Below are 18379 nucleotides of genomic sequence, written 5' to 3'. Positions count from 1 at the left end.
GGGACCGTGAGTGGTGTGAACGGCGCAGTCACCCGGGACGGCTGTCCCGTCGACCTGTATCGCCTGCTCCCGGCGACCGGCGAGCCCGCGCTCGTCCATGCGGCGGTCCCGCCCGGCGCGGAGATCCTCGAGCTGGGGTGCGGCGCCGGCCGGCTCACCCACCCGCTGACCGGCCTCGGCCATCCGGTGACGGCCGTCGACAACTCCGCCGAGATGCTCGCCCACGTGCGCGGCGCCACCACCGTCCTCGCCGACATCGAGACGCTCGACCTCGACCGGCGGTTCCCGGTGGTCCTGCTGGCGAGCCACCTCTGCAACACCCCCGACGACCGGCTGCGCGGCCGGCTCCTCGCCGCCTGCCGCCGGCACCTCGACGCGGCCGGCCGGGTCGTGGTCCAGTGGCTGCCGCCGGCGTGGTTCGACCGCGTGTTCGCCGACATGCGCCCCGTCAGCGGCCGCATCGGCGACATCGAGGTGACCGACAGCCCGCTCTCCCACGACGGCACGGTCCTGCAGGCGATGTGCACGTACCGCGACACCGGGTCGCCGGACGCCGCCGTGTGGACACACCGCTTCGCCACCCGCCGGCTGAGCCGCGCCGAGCTGCACGCCGCCCTGACCGGCGCGGGCCTGCGCTTCGAGCGCCACCTCGACCCCGGACGGCGCTGGTTCACCGCGGTGCTGTGACGCCCTTGACCTCAACGTCACTTCATGTTCGACGCTGGTGCGCATGAAGGCGATCGAGGTCGCCCGCTTCGGCGGGCCGGAAGTCCTGCAACTGCGTGAGGTGCCCGACCCGGTCCCGGGCGACGGCGAGGTGGTCGTCGAGGTCGAGGCCGCCGACACCCTGTGGCTGGAGACCCAGGTCCGGGCCGGCCGCAGCGCCTACTTCCCGGTGACGCCGCCGTACCGGCCGGGCGTCGGCGTCGCCGGCACCGTCGGCGGCCGGCGGGTCCTCGCCCGGCTCGGGCACGCCGGCGGCGGCTACGCGACCCGGGTCGCCGTCGTCGCCGCCGATCTCGTCGACGTGCCCGGCGGGGTTGGCCCGCGGGAGGCCGCCGCGATCCTGCACGACGGCGTCACCACCCTGGCGTTGCTGGACGTCGTGAAGATCGTCGCCGGCGACCGGGTGCTCGTCACCGCCGCCGCGGGCGGGATGGGCGCGCTGCTCGTCCAGGCCGCGAAGGCCGCCGGCGCGACGGTGGTGGCGGCGGCCCGCGGTGCCGCCAAGCTCGGTGCGCTGCGGACGCTCGGCGCCGACGTCGTCGTCGACTACAGCGTCGCCGACTGGACGGACGCGGTGTGGGAGGCGACCGGCGGGCTCGACGTGGTCCTCGACGGCGCCGGCGGCGACTACGGCCGCGCCGCGTTCGACCTCGTCGTGGAGGGCGGCCGGTTCTCCGCGCACGGCACCCCCGCCGGCGCGTTCGCCACCGCCGACCCCTCGGTCGCGCGGTCCCGCGGCGTCACCGCGACGGGGATCGACGAGGTCCAGCTCCCCCCGGAGCGCTTCCGCGCCTACCTGGCCCGCGCCCTGGACGACGTCGCCGCCGGGCGGCTCGCGCCCCTCATCGGCCAGGCGTTCCCGCTGGCCCGCGCCGCCGACGCGCACGCCGCGATCGAGTCGAGGACGGCCGTCGGCAAGACGGTCCTAACAGTCACATGAGACGGCCCAGCGCGGGGCGGTCAGCTCGTCGGCGGGGCGCCGGTCGGGCCCGGCCGGCGACACGAACGTGAAGCCTTCCCGCACCCAGTACTCGTAGCCGCCGAGCATCTCCTTGACGTCGTAGCCGAGCTTCGCGAACTCCAGGGCCGCCCGGGTGGCGCCGTTGCAGCCCGGGCCCCAGCAGTACGTGACGACCTGGGTGCCGGGCGGGACCAGCTCGGCGGCGCGGCCGGCGATCTGCGCCGTCGGGAGGTGCACGGCGCCCGGCAGGTGCCCCTGCGCCCAGGCCTGCGCGCCGCGCGAGTCGACGACGACGTAGTCCGTGGTGCGGGCCTCCAGCGCGGCGTGGACGTCGCTGACGTCGGTCTCGAAGCGCAGGCGTCCGGCGAAGTGCTCGATGGCGGCGGTGTTGGTCATGCGTTCATGGTGTCGCCGCCACCGGGCGGCGGAACAGTGGCGTGAATGCCACCCTCCGCTAAGATACCGCCATGCTCGACGTCTCCGTTCTGGTGTATCCGGGCATGTCGGCCTTCGAGACCGGGATCGTCACGGAGGTGTTCGGGCTGCCCCGCCCGGAGTTCGACCGGCCCTGGTATCGCCTGGTCGTGTGCGCGCCGAGCGCCGCGCCGGTGCCGATGATCGGCGGGGCGACGCTCACCACCCCGTTCGGCCTGGCGGACTTCGCCGCCGCCGACACCGTCATCGTGCCCGGCGTCGCCGACGTGCACCGGGACCCGCCGGCCGCGGTCCTCGACGCGCTGCGCGCCGCGCACGACCGCGGCGCCCGCATCCTGTCGATCTGCTCCGGCGCGTTCGCGCTCGCCGCCGCCGGGCTGCTCGACGGCCGGCGCGCCACCACCCACTGGCGCTACGCGGACCTGCTGCGGCGCCGGTTCCCCGCCGTCCACGTGGACCCCGGCGTCCTCTACCTCGCCGACGGCGACGTGTGGACGAGCGCCGGCAGCGCCGCCGGCCTCGACCTGTGCCTGCACGTCGTGCGCGCCGACCACGGCGCCGCGATCGCCAACGCCGTCGCCCGCCGGCTCGTCGTGCAGCCGCACCGCGACGGCGGCCAGGCGCAGTACATCGAGGCGCCGATGCCCGCCGACGTCGGCGACGACCGGATCGCCCGCAGCGTCGACTGGGCCCTCGCGCACCTCGCGGAGCCGCTCAGCGTCGACGTGCTGGCCCGGCAGGCGCACATGTCGCCGCGCACCTACCTGCGGCACTTCACCCGCACCACTGGCACGAGCCCGATCCGCTGGCTGATCCGGCAGCGGGTCCAGGCGAGCCTGGCGCTGCTCGAGTCGACGGACACGCCGATCGAGCAGATCGCGGCGGCGGTCGGGTTCGACACACCGGTCACGTTCCGGCACCACTTCGCCGCGACCATGCGCACCTCGCCGTCGGCGTACCGGCAGGCGTTCCGGACAGAAAGGAGCGCCGCCGGCAGGTAGGGTGACGCGCTGTGCGCCTCTGGTTGACGCTCGTCGGCATCGGCTTCCGGCGATGGTCGACCTACCGGCTCGCGGCGTTCGCGGGCGCGTTCACCAACAGCGTCTTCGGGCTGATCCGCGCCGGGGTCGTCACCGCGACGGTCGCCGTGGCCGGCGGCACCCTCGGCGGCTACGACACGCTGGCGGGCGTCACCTACGTGTGGCTCGGGCAGGCCCTCATCGGCCCGGTCTACTTCTTCGCGTGGAGCGAGCTGGCGCAGCGCATCCGCTCCGGCGACGTCGCCGTCGACCTGGCCCGCCCCGTCGACCCGATGCTCGCCTACCTCGCCGCCGACCTGGGCCGGGCGGCGTTCGTGTTCCTGCCCCGCGGCCTGCCGCCGCTCGCCGTCGGCGCGCTGGTGACGGGGCTCGCCCTGCCCGGCGACCCGCTCGGGTACGCCCTCGGGGTGCTGAGCGTCGCCCTCGCGGTCGTGGTGTCGTTCGCGTGCCGCTGGCTGGTCAACCTGACCGCGTTCTGGCTGCTGGACCTGCGCGGCCCGATGACGCTGTACCTGCTGGTCACCAACATCCTGTGCGGCCTCGCGGTGCCGGTGCACTGGTTCCCCGGCTGGCTCGCCGCCGTCGCCGCCGCCAGCCCGTTCCCGTCGATGCTGCAGACCCCGATCGACGTGCTCATGGGCCACGCCGCCGGCTGGGACGCGGTGCGGCTGCTGGCCGTGCAGGCCGCGTGGGCCGCCGCGCTGCTCGCCGCCGGCCGGGTCGTCTTCGGCTTCGGCACGCGCAAGCTGGTGATCCAGGGTGGCTAACCCGTACGTGGTGCTCGTCCGGCTGCGGATGCGGGCGCAGACGGTGTACCGCGGCTCGTTCGCGGTCGAGATCCTCGCCAGCCTCGGCGCGACGGTCAGCGGCTTCGGCGAGCTGTACGTCATCTTCGCCAACGTGCCCGCGCTCGGCGGCCTCGACTTCGCCGCCGCGGTGCTCGTCTTCGCGATCGGGCACGTCTCGTTCAGCCTCGCCGACCTGGTCGTCGGGCACCTCGACGCGCTGCCGACCTACCTGCGGGCCGGCACGCTCGACGCGTTCCTGCTGCGGCCGCTGCCGGTCCTCGCCCAGCTGATCACCGCCGACATCTCGTTGCGGCGTTTCGGCCGTACCGTCGCCGGCACCGCCATCGCCGTCATCGCCCTGGCTTCGTCCGATGTGGACTGGACGCCGGCGAAGGGTGCGCTGCTCGCGGTGACCGTCTGCTCCGGCGCGGCCCTGTTCGCCGCGTTCTTCGTCGGCGCCGCCGCCGTGCAGTTCTGGCTCGTCGAGGGCACCGAGTTCACCGCGTCGTTCGTGTACGGCGGCAACTACGCCGCGCAGTTCCCGGCGAGCGTGTTCGCCACGCCCGTCCGCGTGCTCTTCACGTTCGTCGTGCCGGCGGCGTTCGTGGCCTACCTGCCGGTGCTGACCCTGCTCGACCTGCCGGGCGGGGGCGCCCTCGGCTGGTGCTCGCCCGTCGCCGCCGCGGCGGTCTGGATCGTGGCGCTGCTCGGCTGGCGGGCGGGCCTGCGGCACTACACGGGAGCGGGATCGTGAACATCATCTCCGTGTCGAACCTGAGCCGCGCGTTCGGCGCGAAGACGGCCGTGGACGACCTCTCGTTCGACGTCCCGCGCGGCGCCGCCGTCGGCTACATCGGCGCCAACGGGGCCGGCAAGTCGACCACCATCAAGATGCTCACCGGCATCCTCAAACCCACCTCCGGCACGGCACTGACCTGCGGCCTGGAGCCGCTGCGGCAGCGCCGGCAGCTGGCCCGCCGCATCGGCGTCGTCTTCGGGCAGCGCAGCCAGCTGTGGTGGGACCTGCCGCTGCGCGACTCGTTCCGGGCCCTCGGCGCGATCCACCGCCTCGCCCCCGACGCGGTGCGCGCCCGCACCGGCGAGCTCGTCGACCGCCTGGACCTCGGCGACTTCGTCGACACCCCCGTCCGTCAGCTGTCGCTCGGCCAGCGCATCCGCGGCGAGGTCGCCGCGGCGCTGCTGCACGGCCCGGAGCTGCTCATCCTCGACGAGCCCACGATCGGCCTCGACGTGCTCAGCAAGGAGCGTCTGCGGGTGTTCCTCACCGAGCAGCGCGCCCAGCACGGCACCAGCCTGCTGCTGGCCACCCACGACATGGGCGACGTGCGCCGCCTCACCGAGCGCATCCTCGTCGTCGACCACGGCCGGCTCGCCTTCGACGGCACGCTCACCGAGCTCGCCGGCCAGGTCGGCGCCGAACGCATCGTCGTGCTCGACCTCACTGAGCCCGCCCCCGATCTCGTCGGCGTCCCCGGCACCCGCCTGGTCGGTGTCGAGGCCGGCGGCCTGCGCCAGCGGCTGTCGTTCGCTCCCGGCGAGACGACGGTCGCCGCTATCCTGTCCGTCGTGGCGTCGCGCGCCCAGGTGCACGACCTGACCATCGAGGAGCCCGACATCGAAGCCGTGGTGCGGAGGTTGTACGCGTCGTGACCACCCCTTCCGACGACGTCCTGGTCTCGGTGGCGCTGGCCCGGGAGGCCCTCGCCGGCGTCCCCGACGACGGCTGGGACCGCCCCGCCGGCACCCTCACCTGGACCTGCTGGGAGGTCGTCGAGCACGCCGCCGACGACCTGTTCGCCTACGCGGCCCAGATCGGTGTGCCCGACCCGCCGGTGACCGCCTACCTGCCGATCGCCTACCGCTCCCAGTACGACGGCGGCCCCGTCAGCACCGTCTTCGTCGAGCGCTCCGGCGGCACCCTCGGCCTGCTCCGCACGCTGTCCGCCTGCGCCGCGATGCTCGCCGGCGCCGTGACCCTCGCCCCGCCGTCGCGCCGGGCGTACCACCCGTACGGCGTCAGCGACGCCCCGGGCTTCGCCGCCATGGGCGTCGTCGAGGTCCTCGTCCACACCTTCGACGCCGCCGCCGGCACCGGCGTCGCCTGGACCCCGCCCGCCGACCTGTGCGCCCGGGCCCTCGACCGCCTCTTCCCGGGCCTGCCCGACCACCCGGACCCGTGGGAGCTCCTGCTGTGGGCCACCGGCCGCCGCGCCCTCCCCGACCACCCGGCCCGCTCCGAGTGGCGCTGGGACGGCCGCCCCCTCCACGAACGCGACTAGGTGACTGGTGTTAAACGTGGGCTGATCGGACACGTCGATCAGCCCACGGTGTGTCCGGGCCGGGAACTGGTTCCGGCATGGTGCGCGGGGTCCGTTGGCTGGTAAGGGTTGTCGGGGCTTCTGGCGGGCTGTGGGTGTTTGGCGGGACGGATGATGCTGGGTTCTCATGTCGTCAGGTGAGAGCCCAGCCGCGGTGTGGGGCGTGGACCAGGCCGAGCGTGGCGAGCCGGGCGAGGTTGACGGCGGCGGCGAGGAGATTGAAATCGGCGGCGATGCGGGCCCGGCCGCGCATGCGGGCGTGGCGGCCGCCGTGGCGGCGGCGCATGAGATGGGCGATTTTGCGTTCGACTTTCGGGCGGGTGGCGCGATAGTCGGACTGCCAGGCGGGATCTTGCTGGCGGATGCGGGCGGCAGCAAGGTGGCGTTCCCAGTGGCTGATGGTGATCTGACGGCCTGTTTTGGAGTCGGTGCACTGGGCGCGCAGCGGGCAGGTGGTGCAGGCGCGGCCGAAGTCGGCCTTGCCGGCGTGGCGGTCGTGGCCGCGGACCGGCCGGATCGGGATGGTCACGTCGTTGGGGCAGGTGACCTGCTGGGTGCCGAGGTCGATGGTGAAGCGGTCTTTGGTGAACTTGCCGGCGGGTGCGTTGGGTGGCTGGACCTTGGTCTTGGCGTCGATGCGGTGGGTGTGCAGGTGGTCGAGGACCTCGCCGGCGCCGTAAGCGGAATCGCCGTAGACCGCGGCGTCGCCGGTTGGTTCGCCGGCTGGTTCGGTGAGGTCGGCGATGAGACCGGCGGCGGGCTCGGCGTCGCCGGTGTTGCCGGCGGTGACCGCGGTGGCCGTGATGAGCTCGCTGTCTGGGTCGACGGCGATGTGGCCTTTGTAGCCGTCGAAGCCGCGGTGGCTGGTCTTGTGCCCGTGCCGGGCTTCGGGATCGACGGTGGAGATGACCCGGTCCGGGGCGACCTTCCGGGCGATGCGCAGCACCCCGTCACGGCCGGTTTCCAGGTCCTGGCCGAGCACGGTAGCGAGGAGCCGCATGGCCTGGGCGAGGGGTTCGGGCAGGTCTTGACGCCCGTCGAGAGCCGCGAGGAGCGCGTGACCGTCTCGGGCGCGGGAATCGATCAACGCCTCGCGGGCGGGCTTGTCATCCCAGTCGATGATGGGCTTGGCTGAGCTGGCGTAGTCGTCGCCGGCGGTCAGGACCGCCCCCAACGGCTCAGCTGGACCGGGCTGCGTGGCGGCGGCGAGCAGGCCGCGGGGAGGCCGGTGCGGGACCACCGCACCGTGATCTCCGGCATCCTGTTCCGTGAACGCACCGGCGTCCCGTGGCGGGACCTACCCGCCCGGTTCGGCAACTGGAAGACCATCTACCAGCGCAAACGACGCTGGGCTCTGGACGGCACCTGGCAACGCATCGCCGAACGGCTGCGCCTGGACGCCGACCGCCGCAGCCGACCCCTCAGCCGGACCCTCACCGCCGGGCAACGCCACGACCGCATCGGCTGCCCGGCGGTCATGGCAGGCGTGCCTTCATGTACCTGGCCACCATCGACGTCACCACCATCAAAATCTGGCTCCGCGACCTCACCACCCGAGATCCAAGAGACACGGCCTTGGTGGCTGAGCGTCTCGCCACCGGTGTGACGCAGGCGTGACGGCTCGCCGACGGCCCTGTGTCTTCGAGATCGCGGCCACGCTCCCCGTGTCTGTCAGGCCCGAGCCACCGCGGGGAGTTCGCTGATAATGCGTATTAGTCACTGACGCGAACGGGTAACGAAACCTCCCCCGGCGCTTGACGGCGCTGCCCGGGCGAGCGCAGGATTCGAGCCCTGAAGGTGCTGATACGCATTAGCGAAGGGGATCGTCGTGGGGCGTCGGGTCACGCAGCGGGACATCGCGCGGATGACGGGCGTCAGCCAGGCGACGGTCTCGGTGGTGCTGAACGACCGGGCGGACAGCGAGATCCGGATCGCGCCCGAGACGCGGCAGCGGGTGCTCGACGCGATCCGCGCCACCGGCTACGTGGCGGACGTCGTCGGCCGCCGGCTGGCGGACCGCAGCAACCGGATCCTCGGGGTGTTCACCTACGAGCCGGTGTTCCCCAGCACGACCGCGGACTTCTACCACCCGTTCCTGGTGGGTATCGAGCAGCGGGCCGAGCAGGTGGGGTGTGACCTGCTGCTGTTCACGTCGGGGCCGCACCGGATGCGGCTCGCCGACGGGTGCATCGTGCTCGGGCGGTTCATCGGGAAAGAGGAGCTGGCGCGGCTGGTCGGCGAGCACCACCCGTTCGTGAGCGTCGGGCGGCGGGACTCGCCGGACGTGCCGTACGTGGGGGCCGACTACGGGGGCGCGACCGCCGCGCTGGTCGCGCAGGCCGTCGCGCTGGGGCACCGGAGGTTCGCCTACGTCGGCACCGGCGGGCCCGCCGAGTCGCACCTCGACAGGCTGCGCGGGTTCGCCGACGCATGCCTGGCGGCCGGGGTGCACGCCACCCACCAGCTGCGGTGGACGCCCCAGGACGACGTCACCGCGATCTTCCTGGAGGAGCCCGCCGACGCGGCCGAGCTCATCACCAACCTCCGCGACCACGGGCGGGACGTGCCCGGCGACGTGTCGGTGGTGGTGCTCGGCGAGCCGACCAGGGCCGGCGCCACTCCCCCGCCGCTGGACGTGACGAGGTTCCGCACACCGCGCAGCGAGATGGGCCGGCAGGCCGTGGACCACCTGACCGAACTGGTCAACGGGGCGCAGGGCCGGCAGACGTTGCTGGCCTGCGAGCTCGTCGCGGGTGAAACCCTGAAAACAGCAAGATCGAGGAGAGACACGTGAAGGAGATCACGGCGGACGTGCTCGTCGTGGGCGGCGGGCTCGGCGGGGTGGCGGCGGCGCTCGCCGCGCTGCGGGCCGGGCGGACGGTCGTGCTCACCGAGGAGTTCGACTGGATCGGCGGCCAGCTCACCAGCCAGGCCGTGCCACCGGACGAGCACTCCTGGGTCGAGCAGTTCGGCGTGACGGCCAGCTACCGGGCGCTCAGGGACGGGATCCGCGACTACTACCGCCGGTACTACCCGCTGACCGACGCGGCCCGGCGGTGGGTGCACCTGAACCCCGGCGCCGGCGGCGTGAGCCGGCTGTGTCACGAGCCCGCGGTGGCGAAGGCGGTGCTGGAGGCGATGCTCCAGCCGTACCGTGGCGGCGGCCGGCTCCGCGTGCTGCAGCCGTGGAAGGCGACGGCCGCCGAGAGCGACGGCGACCGGGTCACGTCCGTGACCGGCAGGCACCGCGACACCGGCGAGCAGACGGTCGTCACCGCGCGGTACGTGCTGGACGCGACCGAGACCGGCGAGCTGCTGCCGCTGACCGGCACCGAGTACGTGACGGGCTTCGAGTCGCAGGACGACACGGGCGAGCCGAGCGCACCGGCGACGGCGCAGCCGGCGAACATGCAGGCGGTCTCGGTGTGCTTCGCGATCGACCACGTCGACGGCGACCACACCATCGACCGGCCCGACTCCTACGGGTTCTGGCGGGCCTACACGCCGCCGTTCTGGGGCGGGCCGCTGCTGTCGTGGCGCTCGCCGCACCCGCGGACCCTGGAGATCTCCGAGCGCAGCTTCACGCCCAACCCCGACGACGACCCCCTGGGCGTCGTGGCCGACCAGCGGCTCAACCCGGGCGACGCGAACCTGTGGACGTTCCGGCGGATCGCGGCCCGCAACCTGTTCACGCCGGGCGCGTACGGCAGCGACATCTCGCTCGTCAACTGGCCGATGATCGACTACTTCGAGGCCCCGGTCATCGACGTCCCGGACGCGGACGAGCAGCTGGCGCGCGCCCGGGAGCTGTCGATGTCGGTGCTGTACTGGCTGCAGACGGAGGCCCCGCGACCCGACGGCGGCACCGGCTTCCCCGGCCTGCGGCTGCGCGGCGACGTGACGGGCGGCAGCGACGGCCTGGCCCAGGCGCCGTACGTGCGCGAGTCGCGGCGCATCCTCGCCGACTACACCATCGTGGAGCAGGACCTGTCCCACGCGGTCCGCGGCGACAAGGGCAGCGTCACCTACGCCGATTCGGTCGGGGTCGGCATGTACCGCATCGACCTGCACCCGTCCACGGGCGGCGACACGTACATCGACGTGCCGTCCAGCCCGTTCCAGATCCCGCTCGGCGCGCTGCTGCCCCGCCGGGTGGAGAACCTCCTGCCGGCGGCGAAGAACCTCGGCACGACCCACATCACCAACGGCTGTTACCGCCTGCACCCCGTCGAGTGGAACATCGGCGAGGCCGCCGGCGCCCTGGCCGCGTTCTGCCTGAACGAGGGCACCACTCCCCGCGCCGTCCGGGAGGACCCGTCCCGGCTCGCCGACTTCCAGTCCCGGCTCACCGCCGACGGCGTCGAGCTCGCCTGGCCCGACGTCACCGCGTACTGAAGACACCCCACCTTCTGGAGACCCCCATGCGACTGAAAGCATCGCTGGCAATCGCCACCGCGGCCCTGCTCGGCCTCACCGCGTGTGGCTCGGGCGACAAGGAAACGCCGAAGGACACCGGACCGGTTTCGTTGCGCATGACGATCTGGACCGCCAACGAGGCGCACCTGAAGCTGTTCAACGAGATCGCCACCGAGTACAAGGCCGCCCACCCGAACGTCACCGAGATCAAGTTCGACTCGCTGCCGTTCGACACGTACACCACCGCGCTGACCACCCAGATCGCCGGCGGCAACCAGCCCGACCTCGCCTGGATCCTGGAGAACTCCGCGCCCGACTTCGTCTCCTCCGGCGCGCTCGTCCCGCTCGACGACACGCTGAAGAAGACGCCGGGCTATCAGTTCGAGGACCTCGGCGCCAGCCCGATGAAGCTCTGGCAGAGCCAGGGGAAGTTGTACGCGTACCCGTTCTCGACCTCGCCGTTCGGCATGTTCGTCAACAATGACCTGGTGAAGAAGGCGGGCAAGCCCACGCCCGCGGAGCTCATCGCGGCCGGGAACTGGAACTGGGACACCGCGCTGCAGACCGCGTCGGCCGTCAACGCCGCCACCGGCAAGGCCGGGCTCGTCGTGCGGGACTTCGACTACAAGTCGTGGCAGAACCTGGCCAGCTTCTGGGGCGGCTGGGGCGCGCAGGCGTGGAGCGCCGACGGCAAGACCTGCGGCTTCGACAAACCCGAGATGGTCGAGGCGATGACGACGCTGCACAAGGCGATCTTCACCGACAAGGCCCTGCCGGGCCCGGGCGTCACCGCCGACTTCTTCGCCGGCGACGCGGCCATGACGATCACCCAGATCAGCCGCGCGTCGCTGCTGAAGAACCAGTTCGGCTGGGACCTGGTGCCGCTGCCGAAGGGCAAGGTCGGCGACTACGCGGTGTTCGGCCAGGCCGGCATCGGGGTGTTCAAGAAGGGCAAGCACGCCACCGCGGCGCAGGAGTTCCTCGCGTTCATGACCAGCCCGGCGAACTCGGCGAAGCTCGCCGCGTACTTCCCGCCGCCGCGCACGTCGCAGCAGACCGCCGAGACGCTCGCGAAGACCAACCCGCTGCTCAAGCCCGAGCAGCTGCAGAAGGTCGTCGTCGACGGCATCACCAAGGGCGCGGTCGGCCCCAGCCACGCCGGGTTCGCCGAGCTGTCGCAGAACGTCCGCGCGAGCCTCGACCCGCTGTGGCAGCCGCAGGCCGACGTCAAGGCGGTGCTGTCCGGCGTGTGCGCGAAGATCTCCCCGCAACTGGCGAAGCAGTGAGGCTTCGGTCAAAGACCGCGGACCGGCTGGCTGGGTGGCTGTTCATCGCCCCCCAGCTGGCCGGCTCGGCCGTCTTCGTCTTCGCGCCGCTGTGCCTCGTCCTCTGGTACAGCCTGCACGAGTGGAACGTGCTCGCCGGCAGCTTCGAGTTCGTCGGCGGCGACAACTACCAGGCCCTGCTCGACGACCCGACCCTGCCGTCGGTGCTGCGCTCCACCGCGATCTTCTCCGTCGGCCTCGTGGTGTTCAACCTCAGCCTGGCGCTGCTGCTCGCGGTGCTGCTGAACCAGCGGCTGCGGGGCCTCGCGGTGTACCGGACGCTGTTCTTCTCCCCCGTCGTCGTGTCGCTGGTGGCCTGGACGATCGTGTGGGGCTTCCTGCTGCAGTCCAACGGCGGCGTCAACGGACTGCTGCAGACCGTCGGGATTGAGGGGCCGAACTGGCTGCGGACCGGGCCGACCGCGATGGTGTCGGTGATCGCGGTGCAGGTGTTCAAGAACGTCGGCCTGAACATGGTCCTCTTCCTGGCGGCGTTGCAAGGTGTACCGGGTGAGCTGTACGAGGCCGCCCAACTGGACGGCGCGTCGGCGTGGACCCGGTTCCGGCGCATCACGGTGCCGATGATCAGCCCCACGATCCTGCTCACGTCCATCATCACCGTGGTCGGGTCGCTGCAGGTCTTCGCCCAGATCGCCGTCCTCACCCAGGGCGGGCCGGGCACGTCGACGACGGTGCTCGTCTACTACCTCTACCAGCAGGCGTTCCAGTTCCATCACTTCGGCTACGGCTCCACCCTGGCCATCCTGCTGTTCGTCATCGTGCTCGCCCTGACGCTCGTGCAGTGGCAGCTGCGCCGGAAGTGGGTCGTCCATGAGCAATAAGGCCAAGGTGCTGGTGTACGGGCTGCTGTCGGTGCTCTGCGTGCCGTTCGTGTTCCCGACCTGGTGGATGGTGACGTCGTCGTTCAAGTCGACGAGCGAGATCTTCACGTACCCGCCGAAGCTGCTGCCCTCCGAGTGGCACTTCGGCGCGTACCGGGAGGTGTTCCGGCTGCAGCCGTTCGCGGAGCAGTACTGGAACAGCCTGTACATCGCGGCGGTCGTCACCGTGGGCACCATGGCGGTCGCGTCCCTGGCCGGCTACGCCTTCGCCCGGATCCAGTTCCCCGGGCAGAACGCGATGTTCGTGGTCGTGCTCACCGGCCTGCTCATCCCGAGCGAGGTGACGATCGTGCCGCTGTTCCAGCTGTTCAACCGGTTCGGGCTGATCGACACGCACTGGCCGCTGATCCTGGTGCCGATCTTCGGCGCGCCGAGCGTCCTGGCGACGTTCATCATGCGGCAGTTCTTCGTGACGCTGCCGAAGGAGCTGGAGGAGGCGGCGCGCGTCGACGGGCTCGGCCGGTTCAACACGTTCCGGCTGATCGCCCTGCCGCTCGCCCGCCCGGCGCTGGGGGCGGTCGGCATCTTCACGTTCCTCAACAGCTGGAACCTGTTCCTGGAGCCGGTGGTGTACCTGTCGAGCAAGGACAAGTTCACGCTGCCGCAGGCGTTGACGCAGTACGTCGACGCGTACGGCGGGCCGATGTGGGACGTCCAGCTGGCCGCCGCGTCGCTGACCGCGCTGCCGGTGCTCGTGGTGTTCGTGCTCGCCCAGCGCCAGTTCGTCGAAGGGCTCGCCCACACGGGACTCAAAGGGTGATACACCTTCCAGCGTGAGCAGAAGGGTCACGCAGCGGGACATCGCGCGGATGACGGGGGTCAGCCAGGCGACGGTGTCGCTGGTGCTCAACAACCGCACCGGTGACGACGTGCGGATCGCGCCCGAGACCAGGCAGCGGGTCCTGGACGCGATCCGCGCCACCGGTTACGTCGCCGACCCGGTGGCGCGGCGGCTCGTCTCGGGGCGGAACCGGATCCTCGGGGTGTTCACGTACGAGCCGGTGTTCCCGAGCACGGCGGCGGACTTCTACCATCCGTTCCTCGTCGGCATCGAGCAGCGGGCCGAGCAGGTCGGCTGCGACCTGCTGCTCTTCACGTCGCGGGCCGACAGCCGGCGGATCTTCCACGCCGACAGCCGGATCGGGATCGCCGACGGCACGATCCTGCTCGGGCGGTGGGTCGACCGCGACGACCTGGCCCGGCTCGTCGGCGAGGGGCACGCGTTCGTGTCCGTCGGCCGGCGCGACGACGCCGGCGGGCCGGTCCCCTACGTGGGCGCCGACTACCCCGCGGCGGTGGCGGCGCTGGTCGAGCGGGCCACTGGGCTCGGACACTCCCGGATCGGCTACCTGGGGACCGGTGGGCCCGCGGAGTCGCACGCCGACCGGCTCCGGGGCTTCTTCTCCGCCGGCCCGGCGGCAGTCGTACACCTGCCGCCGCCGTCGACCGGATGGCTGGACGCGATCGGGCGGGAGCGGCTCACGGCCGTGTTCCTGGAGGAGTACGCCGACGCGGTCGCGCTGGTGGCGGCGGCCCGGGAGCGGGGGCTGGCGGTGCCCGGGGACCTGTCGGTGGTGGCGCTCGGCGAGCCCAGCGGCCTGGCGCCGGTCGACGGGAGCATCACCGGGCTGCGGATTCCGCGCCGGGAAATGGGCTGGCAGGCCGTGGACCAGCTGACCGAGACGATCGAGGGCGGTGGTGCCGTGCAGCGGTTGCTGCCGTGCACCGTCCATCCGGGCGCGACACTTAGCCGCATATTGTGATCGAGCCGCGACCCCGTTGGGGCCGCGGCTCGTTCGCGTTTTCACCGGAATGCGACGCTGCATCGACCGGTTTCTCAACCCGTGGAAATCCTGTGCCGATCCGGCGCCGATCCGCAGCCGGTTGATCGTGTTTAGCGGCCGGCCTCGGCGTGGTAGCGGTCCACCACGTCCTGCTTGATCCGGCCCCGGTCGGAAACGTCGATACCCTTGGCCTGCGCCCATTCCCGAATGGCACGGTTCTGGTCGCGGTCGCCGCGGGTGACGCCCCGGCCGCGCACCTCGCGGCCGCGCACGGTGCTCACCACGCCGCCCCGCCCGATCTTCGTCGCGGCGGCGACGAACGGGGCGACTGCGTCGCGGAGCTTCGCCGCGTTGGACGCGGACAGGTCGATCTCGTACTGCACGCCGTCGAGCGCGAACACGATGCTCTCGGCGGCGGGCTTGCCGTCGATGTCGTCGATCAGCTCGTGGATGACGCGTTTCGCCATGGGTGGCCTTTCTTCAGGTGCTGCCAATGCGTGCCGCATCACCGACACGTGCGTGCCGCATCATTTGGACACGAACCAAGATACTCAGCGGGATAGTACGCCCCGATCGGGGCGACATTACTCCCACCGTACCGTTTTCGCTCACCCCTCGCTGAATCAGACCGTCACGAAACGCATACAACATGAAACGCGCACAATCGGTTAAGGTCGGCGAACCCGCGGCCGCCGAGTCACCCCGCCCGGATGTGCTTGCCTCATCCCCGGCGCTCGCATGATCGCTGTCGTGAAGTCAGGCGAGCATCCGGAGCGACAGCAGCAACGCCGCACCAACGACGAGCAGCAGTCCTCCGACGGAGACGATCCGCACCAGCCAGGAACCCTCCCGTACCAGGCGGGTCCAGCGCTGCAACTGCCGTTTCGTGAATTTCAACAGCCGCCGCGCCCAGTGGAACTCCATCGCCAGGATCGCCAGCCCGCCGAGGATGATGAGCCATCCCGGCCCCGGCAACGGCAGCAGCACCACGCCGACGGCGATGACCAGCGTGCCGGCGAACGCGACCACGATCTTCACGCCGAAGCGGCCGATCCGCGTCGCGTAGAGACGCTCCCGCCAGCCCAGCAACCGGTCGGCGATCCGCCGCCACCGGCCACCGGGCCCGAGGGCGCCCCGCAGGTCGGCTTCGGGCTCACTACCCGCTTCGGCGGCCAGGTCCGGCGCAGCGACACGCCGGAAGTCACCCTGGGGAGAGCCAAGCCGTCCGGAATCAGGCGTAACGCCCGACCCGTCCGCCTCACTGTCGCGCAATTTCCGTTCCCATCACTGGATAACCCGTCACTCCCACGAACCACTGGACGTTACCCGAATGAATTGACGTACGACCCACACGTCACGTCAAGGACCCCGGTCACGCACTGAAAACCGGACATCGCGCGCACGTTGTTCGGTTGACGGCAAATCGGGCCCAGAAACACTACAGAGTGAGATCGTAGAATCACTACGCGTAACACTGGGAATCGCCTCAACATAAGAGAGGCGGGGCACGGCATGCTCCGCAGCGGTGCCGGGGGGAGTACGACATGAGCGCTATCCGACCATCGACCGTCGAGGTCGAGACATCCCTACGACTCGTCGCGCCCGACGCGACTGCTTTGCCGGTGCGAGCCAGCTTGCGCTACGACCCGAACGACCCGTACGCGGTCCACGTCCTCTTCCACGCCGAGTCGGCGGGAGGCGAGCCGGTCAGCTGGTCCTTCGCGCGTGAGCTGCTCTTCACCGGTCTGGACGAGCCCGCCGGCATCGGCGACGTCCGGGTCTGGCCCTGGAACGGCCCGCGCGGCGACTTCGTCGCACTGGCACTGTCCTCGCCGGACGGCAACGCACTGTTCGAGGTCCCACGCAGCGTGCTGGTGCGATTCCTGCGCCGGACGTACAGCGTCGTGCCGCGCGGGCACGAGACGGACCACCTGGACGTCGACAACGCCGTCAGCCGGCTGCTCGCGGGGCGCTGACCTCGCAACCGCCCACGGGCCGGCCCCGCAGTTGCCAGCGGGGCGCCCCACGGCACAGCCACCGACCGCGAACCGCACCACCGGGACCGCGTCAACCGGGCGCCACACCGACGACCACCCTCCGCGAGCAGCCCGCCAGCTGCCGAGGGCCTGGCCGAGGCGTGGCGCCCGACGTTTCCGCCGCCGTCCCATCGGGTTTCCTTCCCTGTGCACCATGGAATTCGGGCTTCCTTCCCTTCATTCCATGGTGCACGGCGGAGCGCCGGTCCCGCCGAAGCGGACATTGCCCCACGGGTCGATCTCCAGCAGGCGGGCCGGCACGGCGTCGGCGGGTGCGCACCGCAGCAGCACGTCACGGCGGCCCGCGCGCACCAGCGCCGGCACCGCCGGACCGCCGGCCATCCGCCCGCCCCAGTGGTAGCGGCCGTCCAGCGGCTGGAAGTGCCCGCTCAGGTGCAGCTCAACGGCGTGGGCGGCGCCGTCGACGAGCAGCTCGGCCTTGACCGGTCGCGGTTCCTCAGGCATGGTACTGATGAGTACCAAGTCCTGCCGGCGCCGTCAAGGGAGCTGCGATGCCGACGACCGACACCCCTCAGACGGCGCGCGAGGCGACCGCGGCGCGGCTGCTGAAGATCTCCGCCGGCACGTCCTACGACCCCGACGTCGACATCGACTGGCGGGCGCCGCTCGACCCGGGCCGCATGTACGCGCCCGAGCACCGGCTGTCGCTGGCCGGCACCCCGTTGTGGGACGGGCTCACCCGCGAGCAGCGCGTCGAGCTGTCCAAGCACGAGGTCGCGAGCATCGCCAGCGTCGGCATCTGGTTCGAGATGCTGCTCATGCGGCTGCTGCTGCGCCACGTCAGCGACCAGGATCCGCGGACCGGTCACGTGCAGTACGCGCTCACCGAGATCGGCGACGAGTGCCGCCACTCCATCATGTTCGCCCGGATGATCGAGGCGTTCGGCACCCCCGCGTACCGGCCCGCACCGCTGGAGCGCGCGCTGGGCAAGTACCTCGGCGCGACCGCCGGCGGCGTGCAGACCTTCGCCGCCGCGCTCATCGCCGAGGAGATCCTGGACGCCCTGCAGCGCGAGGCGATGGCCGACGACAGCCTCCAGCCGCTGGTGCGGATGGTGTCGCGGATCCACGTCGTGGAGGAGGCCCGGCACATCCGCTACGCCCGCGACGAGCTGGCCCGGCAGGTCGCCGGTGCCGGCCCGATCAGCCTGGCCTACTCGCGGTTGATGATCGGGCGGGCCGCCTGGACCGTCACCCACTCGCTGATCCACCCGGGGGCGTACGCGGCGGTCGGCCTCGACCCGGCCGAGGCCCGCGCGGTGGCGTGGCGCAACCCCGCGTTCCGGGAGACGCTGCGCTGGTCCGCCGAGCGGATCACGACGTACCTGCAGGAGCTCGGACTCGTCGCCGGCCCGGCCAGGCGCCTGTGGCGGTCCTCGGCCCTGCTGTGAGAGCCGGCATTGCCGTCTCGCTGCGGGGCCGGCCTTGCTGCGGGGCCGGCCTTGCTGTGAGAGACGCAGATCACGGGACGGCGGGTGGTGGGCGCGCTACTGTTTGGTGAGTCGGTGTGCTGTGTGTCCCCGGGCCTCACCACACTGCCTTCACGGAATACCGTTCGGCTGGAGCCGTGATGCGCCTATCGCCGCGAGGCGACCTGGCACACCGA

General features: G+C 71.8%; 21 protein-coding genes and 1 pseudogene. 17 read left to right on the top strand and 5 right to left on the bottom strand.

What is annotated here, in order from left to right; genetic code table 11:
- The first annotated feature begins 15 nt into the window (after positions 1 to 15).
- Both ACQEVZ_RS37220 and ACQEVZ_RS37215 read left to right on the top strand, forming a co-directional pair.
- The gene (locus tag ACQEVZ_RS37220) at positions 16 to 687 is read left to right on the top strand and encodes a class I SAM-dependent methyltransferase (RefSeq protein ID WP_344503382.1); all 672 of its coding nucleotides are present in this window, start codon (positions 16 to 18) and stop codon (positions 685 to 687) included.
- Between the two features lie 43 nt (positions 688 to 730).
- Positions 731 to 1666, top strand: coding sequence for a zinc-binding dehydrogenase (locus ACQEVZ_RS37215; protein ID WP_433375289.1), 936 nt, complete (start codon positions 731 to 733; stop codon positions 1664 to 1666).
- Here ACQEVZ_RS37215 and ACQEVZ_RS37210 read toward each other — a convergent pair.
- Positions 1652 to 2083 (bottom strand): rhodanese-like domain-containing protein, encoded by a 432-nt coding sequence (locus ACQEVZ_RS37210; protein ID WP_433375286.1) that lies wholly within the window; start codon positions 2081 to 2083, stop codon positions 1652 to 1654. The two genes, ACQEVZ_RS37215 and ACQEVZ_RS37210, sit on opposite strands and share 15 nt — an antisense overlap.
- Before the next feature lie 71 nt (positions 2084 to 2154).
- Between ACQEVZ_RS37210 and ACQEVZ_RS37205 the strand changes: the two genes are divergently transcribed.
- From ACQEVZ_RS37205 to ACQEVZ_RS37185, 5 genes are read left to right on the top strand one after another with little or no spacing between them, the layout of a single operon-like run.
- The gene (locus tag ACQEVZ_RS37205) at positions 2155 to 3123 is read left to right on the top strand and encodes a helix-turn-helix domain-containing protein (RefSeq protein ID WP_344503379.1); all 969 of its coding nucleotides are present in this window, start codon (positions 2155 to 2157) and stop codon (positions 3121 to 3123) included.
- An 11-nt stretch (positions 3124 to 3134) separates the two neighbouring features.
- On the top strand, positions 3135 to 3929 hold the full coding sequence (locus tag ACQEVZ_RS37200) for an ABC transporter permease (protein WP_344503378.1): 795 nt from the start codon (positions 3135 to 3137) through the stop codon (positions 3927 to 3929).
- Positions 3922 to 4704: an ABC transporter permease gene (locus tag ACQEVZ_RS37195; protein WP_433375282.1), complete on the top strand. Its 783-nt coding sequence runs from the start codon at positions 3922 to 3924 to the stop codon at positions 4702 to 4704. Before ACQEVZ_RS37200 ends, ACQEVZ_RS37195 begins: the two co-directional genes overlap by 8 nt.
- Positions 4701 to 5621 carry an ABC transporter ATP-binding protein gene (locus ACQEVZ_RS37190; RefSeq protein ID WP_433375278.1) on the top strand — a complete coding sequence of 307 codons (921 nt, stop codon included), beginning with the start codon at positions 4701 to 4703 and terminating at the stop codon, positions 5619 to 5621. Before ACQEVZ_RS37195 ends, ACQEVZ_RS37190 begins: the two co-directional genes overlap by 4 nt.
- Entirely contained in the window at positions 5618 to 6250 is a 633-nt protein-coding gene (locus ACQEVZ_RS37185; protein WP_433375275.1) for a maleylpyruvate isomerase N-terminal domain-containing protein, read from the top strand. The genes ACQEVZ_RS37190 and ACQEVZ_RS37185 overlap by 4 nt, the downstream gene beginning before the upstream one ends.
- A gap of 172 nt (positions 6251 to 6422) precedes the next feature.
- Here the strand turns inward: ACQEVZ_RS37185 and ACQEVZ_RS37180 are convergent, their stop codons facing one another.
- Entirely contained in the window at positions 6423 to 7289 is an 867-nt protein-coding gene (locus tag ACQEVZ_RS37180) for a transposase (protein WP_433377181.1), read from the bottom strand.
- A gap of 234 nt (positions 7290 to 7523) precedes the next feature.
- Between ACQEVZ_RS37180 and ACQEVZ_RS37175 the strand changes: the two are divergent.
- From ACQEVZ_RS37175 to ACQEVZ_RS37140, 8 genes and pseudogenes are all read left to right on the top strand, one after another.
- Positions 7524 to 7706, top strand: a pseudogene (locus ACQEVZ_RS37175) (transposase); the annotation flags it as partial.
- Between the two features lie 77 nt (positions 7707 to 7783).
- Complete coding sequence (locus ACQEVZ_RS37170) at positions 7784 to 7906, top strand: hypothetical protein (RefSeq protein ID WP_433377307.1); 123 nt, start codon at positions 7784 to 7786, stop codon at positions 7904 to 7906.
- 211 nt (positions 7907 to 8117) lie between these two features.
- Complete coding sequence (locus ACQEVZ_RS37165; protein ID WP_433375272.1) at positions 8118 to 9083, top strand: LacI family DNA-binding transcriptional regulator; 966 nt, start codon at positions 8118 to 8120, stop codon at positions 9081 to 9083.
- Entirely contained in the window at positions 9080 to 10684 is a 1605-nt protein-coding gene (locus ACQEVZ_RS37160) for an FAD-dependent oxidoreductase (RefSeq protein ID WP_433375269.1), read from the top strand. Before ACQEVZ_RS37165 ends, ACQEVZ_RS37160 begins: the two co-directional genes overlap by 4 nt.
- A gap of 26 nt (positions 10685 to 10710) precedes the next feature.
- On the top strand, positions 10711 to 11991 hold the full coding sequence (locus ACQEVZ_RS37155) for an ABC transporter substrate-binding protein (RefSeq protein WP_344503372.1): 1281 nt from the start codon (positions 10711 to 10713) through the stop codon (positions 11989 to 11991).
- On the top strand, positions 11988 to 12872 hold the full coding sequence (locus ACQEVZ_RS37150) for a carbohydrate ABC transporter permease (protein WP_433375265.1): 885 nt from the start codon (positions 11988 to 11990) through the stop codon (positions 12870 to 12872). Before ACQEVZ_RS37155 ends, ACQEVZ_RS37150 begins: the two co-directional genes overlap by 4 nt.
- On the top strand, positions 12862 to 13692 hold the full coding sequence (locus tag ACQEVZ_RS37145) for a carbohydrate ABC transporter permease (RefSeq protein ID WP_344503370.1): 831 nt from the start codon (positions 12862 to 12864) through the stop codon (positions 13690 to 13692). The genes ACQEVZ_RS37150 and ACQEVZ_RS37145 overlap by 11 nt, the downstream gene beginning before the upstream one ends.
- 13 nt (positions 13693 to 13705) lie before the next feature.
- Entirely contained in the window at positions 13706 to 14695 is a 990-nt protein-coding gene (locus ACQEVZ_RS37140; RefSeq protein WP_433375260.1) for a LacI family DNA-binding transcriptional regulator, read from the top strand.
- A 131-nt stretch (positions 14696 to 14826) separates the two neighbouring features.
- On the opposite strand, the gene ACQEVZ_RS37135 is transcribed toward ACQEVZ_RS37140, so the two are convergent.
- Both ACQEVZ_RS37135 and ACQEVZ_RS37130 read right to left on the bottom strand, forming a co-directional pair.
- The gene (locus ACQEVZ_RS37135) at positions 14827 to 15183 is read right to left on the bottom strand and encodes a histone-like nucleoid-structuring protein Lsr2 (protein WP_344503368.1); all 357 of its coding nucleotides are present in this window, start codon (positions 15181 to 15183) and stop codon (positions 14827 to 14829) included.
- Between the two features lie 289 nt (positions 15184 to 15472).
- Positions 15473 to 15805 (bottom strand): TIGR02611 family protein, encoded by a 333-nt coding sequence (locus ACQEVZ_RS37130; protein ID WP_433375256.1) that lies wholly within the window; start codon positions 15803 to 15805, stop codon positions 15473 to 15475.
- Between the two features lie 455 nt (positions 15806 to 16260).
- On the opposite strand from ACQEVZ_RS37130, the gene ACQEVZ_RS37125 reads away from it, so the two are divergent.
- Complete coding sequence (locus tag ACQEVZ_RS37125) at positions 16261 to 16692, top strand: SsgA family sporulation/cell division regulator (protein ID WP_344503366.1); 432 nt, start codon at positions 16261 to 16263, stop codon at positions 16690 to 16692.
- A gap of 237 nt (positions 16693 to 16929) precedes the next feature.
- Here ACQEVZ_RS37125 and ACQEVZ_RS37120 read toward each other — a convergent pair whose 3' ends face one another.
- Positions 16930 to 17217, bottom strand: a complete 288-nt coding sequence (locus tag ACQEVZ_RS37120; RefSeq protein ID WP_433375253.1) for a DUF4873 domain-containing protein — start codon at positions 17215 to 17217, stop codon at positions 16930 to 16932.
- Between the two features lie 47 nt (positions 17218 to 17264).
- On the opposite strand from ACQEVZ_RS37120, the gene ACQEVZ_RS37115 reads away from it, so the two are divergent.
- A complete protein-coding gene (locus ACQEVZ_RS37115) occupies positions 17265 to 18164 on the top strand; it encodes an AurF N-oxygenase family protein (protein ID WP_433375250.1) in 900 nt (299 codons plus the stop codon).
- Positions 18165 to 18379: the final 215 nt, after the last annotated feature.

The organism is Dactylosporangium sp. CA-152071 (assembly GCF_050936335.1).
Lineage (GTDB): Bacteria > Actinomycetota > Actinomycetes > Mycobacteriales > Micromonosporaceae > Dactylosporangium > Dactylosporangium maewongense.
This window is presented reverse-complemented; position numbering and strand designations above follow the sequence as displayed.

What these genes read in the sequence shown, in the direction of transcription:
- ACQEVZ_RS37145 (WP_344503370.1), top strand. Translation starts at nt 12,862, where the DNA reads ATGAGCAATAAGGCCAAGGTGCTGGTGTACGGGCTGCTGTCGGTGCTC.
- ACQEVZ_RS37180 (WP_433377181.1), bottom strand. Translation starts at nt 7,289, where the DNA reads ATGCGGCTCCTCGCTACCGTGCTCGGCCAGGACCTGGAAACCGGCCGT.
- ACQEVZ_RS37115 (WP_433375250.1), top strand. Translation starts at nt 17,265, where the DNA reads ATGCCGACGACCGACACCCCTCAGACGGCGCGCGAGGCGACCGCGGCG.
- ACQEVZ_RS37155 (WP_344503372.1), top strand. Translation starts at nt 10,711, where the DNA reads ATGCGACTGAAAGCATCGCTGGCAATCGCCACCGCGGCCCTGCTCGGC.
- ACQEVZ_RS37120 (WP_433375253.1), bottom strand. Translation starts at nt 17,217, where the DNA reads ATGCCTGAGGAACCGCGACCGGTCAAGGCCGAGCTGCTCGTCGACGGC.
- ACQEVZ_RS37135 (WP_344503368.1), bottom strand. Translation starts at nt 15,183, where the DNA reads ATGGCGAAACGCGTCATCCACGAGCTGATCGACGACATCGACGGCAAG.
- ACQEVZ_RS37215 (WP_433375289.1), top strand. Translation starts at nt 731, where the DNA reads ATGAAGGCGATCGAGGTCGCCCGCTTCGGCGGGCCGGAAGTCCTGCAA.
- ACQEVZ_RS37125 (WP_344503366.1), top strand. Translation starts at nt 16,261, where the DNA reads ATGAGCGCTATCCGACCATCGACCGTCGAGGTCGAGACATCCCTACGA.
- ACQEVZ_RS37170 (WP_433377307.1), top strand. Translation starts at nt 7,784, where the DNA reads ATGTACCTGGCCACCATCGACGTCACCACCATCAAAATCTGGCTCCGC.
- ACQEVZ_RS37210 (WP_433375286.1), bottom strand. Translation starts at nt 2,083, where the DNA reads ATGACCAACACCGCCGCCATCGAGCACTTCGCCGGACGCCTGCGCTTC.
- ACQEVZ_RS37205 (WP_344503379.1), top strand. Translation starts at nt 2,155, where the DNA reads ATGCTCGACGTCTCCGTTCTGGTGTATCCGGGCATGTCGGCCTTCGAG.